General features: G+C 43.7%; 12 protein-coding genes. 11 read left to right on the top strand and 1 reads right to left on the bottom strand.

Annotated features, from left to right (window positions below):
* The first annotated feature begins 88 nt into the window (after nucleotides 1-88).
* From AA84_RS18955 to fliT, 9 genes are all read left to right on the top strand, one after another.
* Complete coding sequence (locus tag AA84_RS18955; RefSeq protein WP_160168705.1) at nucleotides 89-256, top strand: hypothetical protein; 168 nt, start codon at nucleotides 89-91, stop codon at nucleotides 254-256.
* 17 nt (nucleotides 257-273) lie between these two features.
* Complete coding sequence (locus AA84_RS0106320) at nucleotides 274-627, top strand: hypothetical protein (RefSeq protein WP_028976501.1); 354 nt, start codon at nucleotides 274-276, stop codon at nucleotides 625-627.
* A gap of 265 nt (nucleotides 628-892) precedes the next feature.
* Nucleotides 893-1,273 carry a hypothetical protein gene (locus tag AA84_RS0106325; RefSeq protein WP_028976502.1) on the top strand — a complete coding sequence of 127 codons (381 nt, stop codon included), beginning with the start codon at nucleotides 893-895 and terminating at the stop codon, nucleotides 1,271-1,273.
* Nucleotides 1,270-2,871, top strand: coding sequence for a hypothetical protein (locus AA84_RS18335; RefSeq protein ID WP_051577839.1), 1,602 nt, complete (start codon nucleotides 1,270-1,272; stop codon nucleotides 2,869-2,871). Before AA84_RS0106325 ends, AA84_RS18335 begins: the two co-directional genes overlap by 4 nt.
* A 169-nt stretch (nucleotides 2,872-3,040) precedes the next feature.
* Nucleotides 3,041-4,411, top strand: a complete 1,371-nt coding sequence (locus AA84_RS0106335) for a flagellin N-terminal helical domain-containing protein (protein ID WP_028976503.1) — start codon at nucleotides 3,041-3,043, stop codon at nucleotides 4,409-4,411.
* Nucleotides 4,412-4,562: 151 nt separating this feature from the next.
* A complete protein-coding gene (locus tag AA84_RS0106340; RefSeq protein ID WP_051577840.1) occupies nucleotides 4,563-4,934 on the top strand; it encodes a flagellar protein FlaG in 372 nt (123 codons plus the stop codon).
* 16 nt (nucleotides 4,935-4,950) lie between these two features.
* Nucleotides 4,951-6,558 carry a flagellar hook-associated protein 2 gene (locus AA84_RS0106345; RefSeq protein WP_037563152.1) on the top strand — a complete coding sequence of 536 codons (1,608 nt, stop codon included), beginning with the start codon at nucleotides 4,951-4,953 and terminating at the stop codon, nucleotides 6,556-6,558.
* Nucleotides 6,559-6,570: 12 nt separating this feature from the next.
* The gene (gene fliS / locus AA84_RS0106350) at nucleotides 6,571-6,966 is read left to right on the top strand and encodes a flagellar export chaperone FliS (protein ID WP_028976506.1); all 396 of its coding nucleotides are present in this window, start codon (nucleotides 6,571-6,573) and stop codon (nucleotides 6,964-6,966) included.
* A complete protein-coding gene (gene fliT, locus AA84_RS0106355; protein WP_028976507.1) occupies nucleotides 6,966-7,310 on the top strand; it encodes a flagellar protein FliT in 345 nt (114 codons plus the stop codon). The genes fliS and fliT overlap by 1 nt, the downstream gene beginning before the upstream one ends.
* Before the next feature lie 153 nt (nucleotides 7,311-7,463).
* On the opposite strand, the gene AA84_RS18960 is transcribed toward fliT, so the two are convergent.
* Nucleotides 7,464-7,601, bottom strand: a complete 138-nt coding sequence (locus AA84_RS18960; RefSeq protein ID WP_156031551.1) for a hypothetical protein — start codon at nucleotides 7,599-7,601, stop codon at nucleotides 7,464-7,466.
* 406 nt (nucleotides 7,602-8,007) lie between these two features.
* Here AA84_RS18960 and hpf point away from each other — a divergent pair, with 406 nt between their 5' ends.
* Complete coding sequence (gene hpf, locus AA84_RS0106365; RefSeq protein ID WP_010023804.1) at nucleotides 8,008-8,553, top strand: ribosome hibernation-promoting factor, HPF/YfiA family; 546 nt, start codon at nucleotides 8,008-8,010, stop codon at nucleotides 8,551-8,553.
* Between the two features lie 1,232 nt (nucleotides 8,554-9,785).
* On the top strand, nucleotides 9,786-12,305 hold the full coding sequence (gene secA / locus AA84_RS0106370; RefSeq protein ID WP_028976508.1) for a preprotein translocase subunit SecA: 2,520 nt from the start codon (nucleotides 9,786-9,788) through the stop codon (nucleotides 12,303-12,305).
* Nucleotides 12,306-12,321: the final 16 nt, after the last annotated feature.

Here is a 12,321-nt window from a genome sequence, read left to right on the forward strand (position 1 = left end):
GTCCCTCGCATGGCACACATGTCCCTCGTTTATGTCCTAAGTGTCCCAAAAACATGGCATAACTGGGCTTTTGCGATGGCAATATACAATGCCACTAGTTTATTCCGCAACTATTGGTTTAGGATATTCGGCAAAAACAGTACTTGAAGCAAAACAAAATGATAAAAAAGTTTCAAATGAAGAAATTAAAAAGATTGCTAAAGATTATGCAAAAAATGCCCGACAAGAAAAAAGAATATTGGTCTTGCAAGTCTAAAAAGTGAATTGAATGAATTGAAGCAACAAGGTCTCGTCTTCGAGCAGTATAAGGATACTATTAATCAAAGAAAAGTAGATATAAATGAACTCGAATTAACTAACAAACACTTACAAAACCAAGTTAAATCATTAGCTCAAGAGTTAAATAAAAGAATTCCGGAAGATGAAGTTGATGAAATTCTAACAGTTCTAGAAAAAGAAGCACTTCAGAACACAGATCTAAAACAAAAAATAGTAACCTTAGGATCAGAAATAGAGTCTAACAAACTTAAAATATCTCGATTATCAAATAAAAGAATGAACGGTCTAAAAACGAGGTTAACAACAGTATACTCAAATATTAATATCTCTGAAAAGTCATACAAATAAACAAGTTAGAAACAAGACGTTTTCATCTATTGGGAAAGCAAATCGGCCTTCTTCAATACAGACCTGAGAAAGCAAACTTTCGCGACAAGATTCAAGGAACTAATGTTCGAGAAATAGGTTTTGATAGGGGATGGTAGGATATATGTGACAAATGATGGGAATAAGTTTACAATTCAAAAGGTTGGGAATAAGTCCACGCAATTAAAGGATATTGATTGGCTCAAATTAAAAAGAATTCGATTTTAACTATTCGGGGGGAAGATTAATGACTAAATATAGAATTATTGGCAAAATTATTGGTGTAAAAGAAGACAATGATAATAAATCTCAGATTAGAATTTGTGCCACCTCGGAATTTTCAATATGTACTGAAAAGATACTGCCGGACAAATCAAATAAAATGTTTAATTCATGGATTCCTTTACAGGGATTTGGGACCACAGAGCAATACGATTGTATTACAAAAGAGAACATGATCTTGCCGCTTCCACAAACAACATGGTTAACGATTAGTTCAGACAAACTATCAAAATTCATACTAGATCAATACAAGTCTTCAACGTTATTGTTATTTACTATGTTCTATGCGGGCGAACGTAACGGGTACGTCATTAAGGGTGTTGAACTAACGGATGATCTGAAATGAATGCAAATACCCAATATAAGCCTTACTGGCCGGAAACAGTGATTTTTTGGGGAGCGGGCGCAACACAAGGCCTTGGAATGTTAATGACGAAACAAATCGGTAATGTGTTCCATACACTATCCGGGTTATCAAATTCAAAGACTAATCAAGTAGATATTGCAACTATTCAAGAAGCGTTACCGGATGCAACGAATAAAATTATTGATGAATTGAAAGATTTCTTGACAATCATTGATTTGAGACAATCAGATACTAAAAGAGAACAAGCAAGAAATAATCTTGGATTTAATGTAAAACGTGCGGAGAGACTTGCCCGTTTGTATGATTGGAGTGCTGTTATACAAGTTATCGAACGTTGCCCAGGAATCAATGCCGGGAGCTTAGCACTTCAGGATCTGTATAATTTACTCGATATGCATATCAAGTCGCAGAACGGTATTGAGGTGGATGGTGAATTTATTACTCTTGATCGCTTAATTTCGGCCAGAAGAACAGTTGATATGCTCACTCAACTTTTTCATGCAATAAGTTATCAGAAAATGATAAAAGATGACACAAGTAAACACATTTATCGCCAATACTATGGCTTTGCCAAGTTATTGGCAGACCGTATGAAAAGAGAGGGTCTAGAAAGAGCGAGAAAAGGAAATTTGGATTCACGAGATTTTTATTTGTTTAGTTACGCAGTAATATCGATGAACTGGGATCCAATCTTGCTCTGGTTAATATTTAATGCGCATCGAGAAGCTAATGACTCAGCCTTTAGACCCAACATTGGTATGCCACCTCAGCCTATGAAATTGTTTAATGATCTTGCACATTTTATGGCTGTTAGGAAGGTTAATGGCGGTACTCCCGGCGCTTGGTTCCCAATGAATGAAACAGCAGTCCAAAGGCTTAATGATCCGGATCATCATACAGACAGACGAGTAAGGATAGGAAAATTTTACTTTCCCCATGGTTGTCATGGATTTAGACAATGTCCCAAATGTGGCAAGCTAACTTTCTATCTTGGAAATGACTGGACGTTTGATTCGGATAGTTTATTTCCTCCTCAAATCATTCCATCATTATCGCCGAAAAAAGCACGTTCTACTGAAGAGGAAAAGGCAATAAAAGGTGGTGTGTATGATGCAGTTCAGTGCACACATTGCGGACAAATAACAGAAGCTCATCATACACCGTTGGTCATGCAAACCAATTTCAAAGGTGGTAATCCATCATTCATTGAAGAAATTCAGAGTGATATGAAGGTGGCGTTAGAGAAAGCTAAGCATATTATTTTTGCAGGTTATTCTCTTCCGACTGATGATTTTATTTATCGTAGCATACTGGCGGCCCGACACAATATGAAAGGCGCGGTGAAGTGCTCAGTTATCGGCTATTCCGAGGGGGCGAAAGACAAGTGGTTGTATGATAAAGATATGCAACTCGATAAACCACAGGATAATTCCGAATTTATCAAAACATGCAAACGTGTTGCAGATATATTCGGTAAGAAGAATGTCCGTGGATATGCGAATGGAATTCCTAATGTGTTTTTGAAAAACGGACAGGCGGACAATCGGAAAGTCGAGGAAATGTTAGACCTATGGTGATAGAAACTGATCATTCCATCGCATGAAAAATATGAAAAAGCATCCTAGTCTACTAAACATCTTTTTGCTCTTGTCGATATATAAAATGTAAGGAGATTGGGAAGGCGCCTTCCCGATTGCCAAATTCCACATGGACGTGGGAATTCACAATTCAAGGAGGAAACAAGTTATGATTATCAATCACAACATTGCTGCGTTGAACACGCTCAATAACTTGAGCAAAAACACAGCAGCTACTCAAAAATCTCTTGAAAAACTTTCTTCAGGTCTTCGTATCAACCGTGCCGGTGATGATGCTGCAGGTCTCGCTATTTCTGAAAAAATGCGTGGACAGATTCGCGGTTTGGATATGGCAAGTAAGAATGCACAGGATGGTACATCCTTAATTCAGACTGCTGAAGGAGCTTTAAACGAGACCCACTCTATTCTACAAAGAATGAGAGAACTGGCCGTTCAGTCATCAAACGACACGAATACCGCTTCTGATCGAGAAGAGATTCAAAAAGAAATTAGCCAGCTGACTTCAGAAGTCGATCGAATTGCTGACACCACAGAATTCAACACTAAAAAATTATTAACTGGCTCTATAGGTGTTCAGACATCAAATGGTGAAAATATCACGAAACTTAATGTGGGAGCAGCTACTAAATCTGGCACATTAAATTTCACCACAGCTGATGCAACGATGGCAACCCAAGCTTCAGCTACTATAAATATTGCTACAGGAACAACCGCAGCAGCGGATGGCACATTAAACATTACTGCTAACGGTCAAACTTATAATGTAGGTTTCAGTGCTGGACAGACATTTGATGATATTGCGAAAAATATTTCTAGTACCGTAGATGGTTATACAGCTACATTTGACCAAACTACTTCAGACTTAGCGATCACGTCAGATGATGCTAATGCAGATCAATCAATATCTGTTGCAGAAGCTGTAGCAAACACATTGGATGGATCTGATCACACAACCGCTGAGGCTGGCACTGGGACAAATGCTAGTGGGTTAACTGCGGCAGGTGCGTCATTCGCTTATCAAGGGAATAATGTTACGGTAACTTCTGGTGACTTTACGGGCTTACAGTTTACCTTAGCCTCGGAAGGAGCAACTGCGGCTGTAAATGGTAGCTCCATTACAGTTAGTGGTGGTTTAACTTTCCAAATTGGTGCGAATGAAGATCAGAATTTAAATCTATCTATTAATGCTATGGATTCACAAAATCTTGGAATTTCACAAGTTGATGTTACTACTCAAGCTGGTGCGAACAGCGCCATTTCAAAAATTGATAATGCGATTGGTTCAGTTTCAAGTGAACGTGCGAAACTCGGTGCTTATCAAAACCGTTTGGAACACACGATCAATAACCTTGGTACATCTTCCGAAAACCTAACTGCTGCTGAATCACGTATTCGTGACGTTGATATGGCCAAGGAAATGAGCAACTTTACAAAGAACAACATCCTGAACCAGGCTGCTCAAGCTATGCTCGCTCAATCAAATCAGCTTCCTCAGGGTGTTCTGCAGCTGCTGCGGTAATCATCGTTTTAATCGGAAGGGTCTCCAATTTTTGGAGGCTCTTTTTTGTTTTCTCTTATATAATTCTTCTGTAGCCGTTCTTAAACTTTTCTTCCGATCAACCGATATTACTATTAGATGATTTAAGATGGTAGGTTGAGGAGGGCTGGCCATGGATGGGGATCTGACGGTGAGTCCATCGGTGGGAAGTAGTCAATTATCAGAGATGCAGCAGTCTGGTGAGGGAAGAATAAATGAGATTCAATTGTTACCCAATAAAGACAGGACGGGCAAAGAAGAGAGAATTTATCAATCTTTTAATAAGAAGCAATTAGGGGATCTCGTTACAGAGGCGAACAAATTGCTGAAGCCGCAGCTGACACAGATGCATTATGTATTGCATGATAAACTGGATGAGTATTATGTACGGGTTGAAGATGTGCGGACGCATCAGGTGATTCGCGAAATTCCCCCAAAGAAATTCATGGACATGTACGCAGCAATCGCTGAAAAATTAGGTTTGATTATTAATAAGCGCGTTTAATGAAGAGGTGAATACAATGGCAGATTCAAGTTCAAGTGGTGCTTCAATAGATTCAATAAATAGTATGATTGGCGCTAGTAATTCAAGCCGTGTGAGCGGTCTTGCAAGTGGTATGGATATAGATAGCATTGTAGCTAAACTAATGACAGCGGAAAGCCAGCCACTCGTCCAGATGCAGCAGAATCTGCAGTTGACGGAATGGCAGCGTGATGATTATCGTTCGATGAATACACTGCTCAGCAATCTTCAAACGACAACACAGAAACTGAAGCTACAAGGACCGTTTTTAGCAAAAACAGCAACATCAAGTGATTTGTCTAAAGTGACGGCAACGGGTGGAGCAAATTCCGGAAATGTGTCCTATACGCTCTCCGATGTGACTTTGGCTACGGCTGCACATAATCAAAGTAGCGACTCAATTGTGACAGACAAAACAAAATTTGATTCGTCCGCATACTTATCGACACAATCGGAAACTATCGGTGAATTGACCAACCCAATTGAATTTTCAATTAAGACATATACTGATGGTCAGGCAACAACTCATGACTTCTCATATGATCCGTCGACTACATCGCTTGATAAAATCATGTCGGATATAACAAGTTCAAATATTGGTGTAAATGCTTTTTATGACGCAGCAACCGGAAAAATTTCAATGACGCGTACAGCGACTGGAGATAATCATCCGGATCTAAAAGATGCTGGCGGAAAAGTTACGCAACACAATTCTGAAATTGAATTCAGTGGGGATTTTCTCACCACAACTTTGAATATGGATTCAAAGCAGGAGCAGGATGGAACAGATGCCAATTTTACTCTGAATGGCCTAAAAACCTCGCGCCATTCAAATACCTTTACGGTCAGTGGTGTAACCTTTAATTTGCAGAGTTCATTTACCAATGCAGTTTCTGTCAACATTAATACCGATGTTGATTCTGTGTATAAAACCATTACTGACTTTGTCGACCAATACAACGACACAATCAAACAAGTTAATGACAAAATCTCTGAAAAACGTAATCGCAGCTATGCTCCGCTTACTGATGCTCAGAAATCGAGCATGAAAGACTCGGACATTACCAACTGGACCGACAAAGCGAAGTCGGGCATGCTGGCCAATGACAGCATTCTCAGCAGCGCGCTGAGTCAGCTCCGTACCAATTTGTATTCACCGGTGAGTGGAACGAGCAATTCGAAGATGGATCAGCTTGCGGAAATCGGGATTACCACGAGTAACAATTATCTTGATCACGGCAAGTTGGTGATCGATGAGGACAAGCTGAAAGCAGCGATCAGTACTAATCCTCAAGCGGTCATGGAACTGTTCACGAAAACCGGGGACACGACTTCGGAACAAGGGATTATGCAACGGCTAAACACGACGTTAAAGAATACGATGGATCGGATTGAGGATAAAGCCGGGAACACGAGTATGACCTATACGCAGTATTCGATGGGCAAATCGATTGATGATATGAATGACCGGATTGATGCGTTTAAGTTGCGGCTTCAGGATATTCAAGCGCGCTACTATAATCAATTTGATGCGATGGAAGCGGCGATTAACCAAGCGAATAGTCAGGCGGGGTATTTGCAACAATTTATGGGACAACAAGTGTAAGGAGGGCCAGCAATGCCAGCAAGTGCATACAAATCTTATCAACAAAATTCAGTCCTTACGGCGACGCCGGGAGAGCTGACCTTGATGCTCTATAATGGATGCATTAAGTTTATTCGTCAAGCAAAACTGGCTATGGAACAGGACAAAATCGAAGAAAAGAACACATATATTCAAAAAGCACAGAAGATTATCCGTGAATTGATGGTGACGCTTGATCAAAAACAGGATGTAGCCAAAAGCATGATGCAGATGTACGATTATATGAATCGCCGCTTGATTGACGCAAACATCAAGAATGATGCGTCAATTTTAGATGAAGTGGAAGGCTATGCGGTTGACTTTCGCGACACATGGAAGCAAGTCATTGAAATTACGCAGAAGAATCAGCCGAAGCGGGATCGTGTGTGATGGTTCTTCTGAGGATTTACGATCTTTCACTTGAACTTGAACAGCTTGTGAGTGGCTACACACGTGAGCAGCGTGATCCGTTTCTTGCGGAGCTGCAGCAATTGCTTGATCAGCGCGAAGTTTTGCTGAAACAGCTTCCGGCCAGCCCGACTGAAGCAGAACGGGAATTAGGAAAACGCGTTCAGGCAATCAATCGGCGGATTGATGAACCGCTTAAGCGGATTAAACGGGAAATTGCCCGTGACATGAATCAATTCCGACAACGGAAACAAACCGTCAATCGTTACCGGAATCCATACACCGGGCCAACGAAAGATGGAATGTTTTTAGATAAACGAGAGTGAGGATCACCGCATACGCCGGTGATTTTTCTTTTGCACCAATATTCCACACATTCATATACTGAGATCATTGAAATGATTTGGGCTCGTTTTTTTCCGTTACATAAACAAAACGCCCACCCGCTGCGGTGAGCGGATGGGCGCATTCGGCGCTAGTTATTCGGCGGCAACTGCTTCGCCTTGGTTGTCTGTATTGAGACTTGCGAGGAACTGCAAGTAATTGTACGTTGATTCTTTTTCATCTTCATTGAGCTTTTCGAACAATTCGATGATTTCTTCCTTTTTGACGGACATGGTCAAAACCCCTTTGATGAGATATGGTCAATGTCAGTTCTATAACCGATACGTTATAAATGAAATCCAAGCTAATGTGAGATTATCTGACAACGAATAAGGTGTCCACGTTTAAGAAAAAGTTGGAAAAGCTGCGGTAAATGATGCAGTTTTTCTTGTTTGCGTTATTATTATATGAGCTATTCCCAGCAGGGTCAATACAATTCAGCGCTTTTGCACGCTTATGTTTAATTGGAATGTTGCATGTGATTAATACCTTTTACGCATGGATGGGGGCGTGGTTTACAGCGGCTTTCTTTGTCGAAAGGATATAAAAGAACGCGCAATTTGTAAGAAAATTTTGTCTGTATGGCAGGAAATCGAATTGAAATGGCGAATCTATATAGTATTGAAGGGAGGCTTTCTCATGGATCTTATTATTCGCGGAGAGAACATCACGGTGACACCTTCTTTGCAGGATTATGCAGAGAAGAGAATCAGCAAACTGGAAAAGTACTTCAATGAGCCGATTAAGACGAGCGCACGGGTGAACTTGCGTGTGCACAACACAGATCAAGTGGTCGAAGTGACGATTCCGCTTCAAGGCCTTCTCCTAAGAGCTGAAGTGGGTGAGGAAGATCTTTATACAGCAATTGACGGTGCGGTTACCAAACTGGAACGCCAGATCAAGAAGCATAAGACGAAGATCAACCGCAAGAGCCGTCAAGGGTTGCGTCAGGCGGTTCAGAACGCAAGCAGCGATATAACAGCAACGAAGCCGACTGAAGAAGATACGCTCGACGTTGTCCGCAGAAAGCATTTTGTGTTTAAGCCAATGACTGTCGAAGAGGCAATCCTGCAAATGGATATGCTCGGACATTCCTTCTATGTGTTTAACAATGCGGAGGATAACTCAGCCGCAGTGGTCTACCGCCGCAAGGATGGACGGTACGGCTTGATTGACCAAGTGTAACCCAGTTGATTAGCATAAAATGAAGAAGAGATTCGCCTAGGCGAATCTCTTCTTTTTGTCAGGATAGAAAAGTATATGATTATGCCCCATCTTCAAACCAATAGACTAGTGTCTTGGCCGAGAATCAAAGCAGAGGTACTCTGGCGCCTGCGGGATCGCGCCTTGTTGATGCGTGTCAGCGAGACCCCGCAGATAAATTGCGTGTCCGAGGAGGCTCGCGGTGCGCCCGCGGCAAGCGAGTAACCGAAGCGGCGATTCAGCACCGAAAAGACACGAGTCCATCACACATGTATGAAGAAACTTTCTTAAAGGAACTTTCGCTAAGTGCGCATACGTCCTGTATGCAACGCGAAAGTCATCACATCCTGTGAAAGTACGTCCTGTATGCAACGCGAAAGCCACCGCATCCTGCGGAAGTAAGGATCGGGCGCTTTTTGCCCGGATTCTCTTACAAAAGTTAAGGATTTTGCTTTGGTGTACAACGATAAGCGACATTTCATCAATAAGAGTTAGGTCAAGACATGAAAGCGCGAGACGCCTGCGGGAGTGCAGGCCAAAGGAGACCCCGCAGATAAATTGCGTGTCCGAGGAGGCTCCTGGACTGCCCGCGGCAAGCGAGCAGCTGAAGTGTCGTTCATGCACAAGGTGATGAATGAAAGCCGCATCCTGCGGAAGTAAGGACTAGGCGTAGCCTAGTCCTTCTTAGGCAAAGCGTTTTTTCGACAGCACAGACGATTCGGCAACTGACTGATAAAAATTGCAAACTGACCGATAAAATCCCGAAACTGACTGATAAAAATCGCAAACCGGTCGATAAAATCGCCAAACTGACCGATAAAATCCCGAAACTGGCTGATAAACGTGCCAAACGCGACGGATAACCAGTCCCAGACCCGGCGTCCGCCTCATCCCCAAACGGCCCGTTCTGTTTTCATAGCGCCCGTTTTGACGTATAATAGAAAATGTTGGTTTTTACCTAATGAGCGGAATGCGTGCCCCTGAAAATGGGGCGATTTTGCGAACATCTGAATAGGGAGTCTGCGTGCGCTTGCCGCAGAAGCAGTTCTCGCTTTCAGGCAATTGTCACCATAGGGGAATATTGTTAAAATAAAGAACATATTGATGAAGATTTTTTTCGGACAGGTTCAGATGTGAACGTTTGACACAGGAATGACTCTGAGGGTGCGGCAAGTTTCGCCAAATCAGAAATAATAAATGAGGTGTATGCAGGCATGATAGGAATGCTTAAACGAGTGCTCGGAGACACGAGTCTCCGCAAACTCAGCAAGATGGAAAAAATCGCGCATCAGATTGACAACATGGCTGATGACTATAAGGCGCTGAGTGATGATGCGCTTCAGGCGAAGACGCCGGAATTCAAGCAGCGCCTGGAAAATGGTGAAACGCTTGATGACTTGCTGCCGGAAGCCTTTGCGGTTGTTCGCGAAGCATCAACGCGTATTCTGGGCATGACGCCTTACTACGTTCAGTTGATTGGTGCGATTGCGCTCCATCAAGGCAATATCGCCGAGATGAAAACCGGTGAAGGGAAAACGCTCGTTGCGACAATGCCGCTTTATTTGAACGCGCTGGAAGGCAAAGGCGCTCATCTGGTTACGGTCAACGACTATCTGGCTTCGCGTGATGCGGAGCAGATGGGGCTGTTGTACAACTTTCTCGGCATGTCGGTCGGCCTGAACCGCAACGGCTTGAATCCGGAAGAGAAGCGGGAAGCCTATGCTGCCGACATTACGTACGGGACGAACAGTGAATTCGGCTTCGACTACCTGCGCGACAACATGGTGCTTTATAAGGAAGAACGCGTGCAGCGACCGTTGAATTTTGCGATTGTCGATGAAGTCGACTCGATTCTAGTTGACGAGGCGCGGACACCGTTGATTATTTCCGGCAATGCGGAGAAATCGACCGATCTGTATGTGCGCGCCAATCAGTTTGCCCGTCTCCTGACTGAGAAGCAGGACTTCACGGTTGATCTGAAGACGAAATCCGTGCAGCTGACAGAAGAAGGCATGACGAAGGCAGAGAAATTCTTCGGCATCAAGAACTTATACGATTATTCAAACGTCAACATCAATCACCACGTGAGCGAAGCGATGAAGGCGCATGCGATCATGCATCGCGATCAGGATTACGTGGTTAAAGACGGCGAGATTGTGATTGTCGATCCGTTCACCGGCCGTCTGATGCAGGGACGCCGCTACAGCGAAGGACTGCACCAAGCGATTGAAGCCAAGGAAGGTCTTGATATTCAGAGTGAAAGCAAGACACTGGCAACGATCACGCTGCAGAACTTTTTCCGGATGTATCAAAAGCTTTCCGGGATGACCGGTACGGCGAAGACCGAAGAAGAAGAATTCCAGAGTATCTATAACATGGATGTTATCGAAATTCCGACTAACAAACCGATGATTCGTAAAGACAATCCGGATTTGATCTATAAAACGCAAAAGGGTAAATTTAACGCGGTTGTTGAAGAGATTGCGAAGCTGTATCACCGCGGTCAGCCGGTGCTCGTTGGTACCGTCGCCGTTGAAACGTCGGAATTGATTTCTAAACTTCTGAAGCGCAAAAGTATCCCGCACAACGTCTTGAACGCGAAGAACCATGCCCGTGAAGCAGAAATCATTGAAAATGCCGGCCAAGCGGGTTCGGTAACAATCGCCACCAACATGGCCGGCCGTGGTACCGACATTAAGCTTGGCGAAGGGGTTGCCGATCTTGGCGGTCTGTTTATCTTGGGTACCGAGCGTCACGAGTCGCGTCGTATTGACAACCAGTTGCGTGGGCGTTCCGGTCGTCAAGGTGACCCGGGGGAATCCCGTTTCTATCTGTCACTTGAAGACGACTTGATGAAGCGCTTCGGTTCTGATAAATTAAAGAACTGGATGGAAAAAATCGGCATGGACGACTCGGCGCCGATCGAAAGCAAGCTGGTCAGCCGTTCGGTTGAAGCCGCTCAGAAACGTGTCGAAGGCAATAACTTCGATGCGCGTAAACAGCTGTTGAAATTCGACGACGTCATGCGCCAACAGCGTGAAATCATCTACAAGCAGCGTATGGAAGTGCTTGAATCGAAAGATCTTCGTCCGGAAATTGAAGGGATGATGAAGTCGGTCATCGAAAACGTTGTGAACGCTCATACACCGGAAAAAGAAGTGCCGGAAGATTGGGATCTTCAAGCAGTTGTCGATTACCTGAACGGGATGATCTTCAGCGAAGGCGTGCTTTCGCTGAAAGATCTTGATGGTAAAGATCCCGAAGAAATGATCGATGATCTGTACGAAAAGGCGCTTGCCCGCTATGATGAGAAAGAAGCGGCTTTCACGCCGGAACGGATGCGCGAATTTGAGCGCGTGATCACACTGCGTACGGTAGATACCAAGTGGATGGATCACATTGATGCGATGGAACAGCTCCGCGAAGGCATCTATCTGCGCGCCTATGGTCAGGTCGACCCATACCGTGCATACAATATTGAAGGTTTCAAGATGTTCGAAGAAATGGTCGCCAGCATCGATGAAGAAATCGTCAACTTCCTGATGAAGGCGGAGTTGCGCGAGGAACAGCCGATTCAGCGTGAAAACGTAACGCATGGTTTGCGCGTGATTTCCGGCGGCCAGGACGACGAACCGGTGAAGAAGAAGCCGATCAAGCGCAAAGTCCACGTCGGCCGTAACGATCCATGCCCATGCGGCAGCGGTAAAAAATACAAAAACTGCCACGGAAAATGATCTGTGGGTAAGAAAG

It is taken from the genome of Sporolactobacillus terrae DSM 11697 (assembly GCF_000648615.1).
Classification (GTDB): domain Bacteria; phylum Bacillota; class Bacilli; order Bacillales; family Sporolactobacillaceae; genus Sporolactobacillus; species Sporolactobacillus terrae.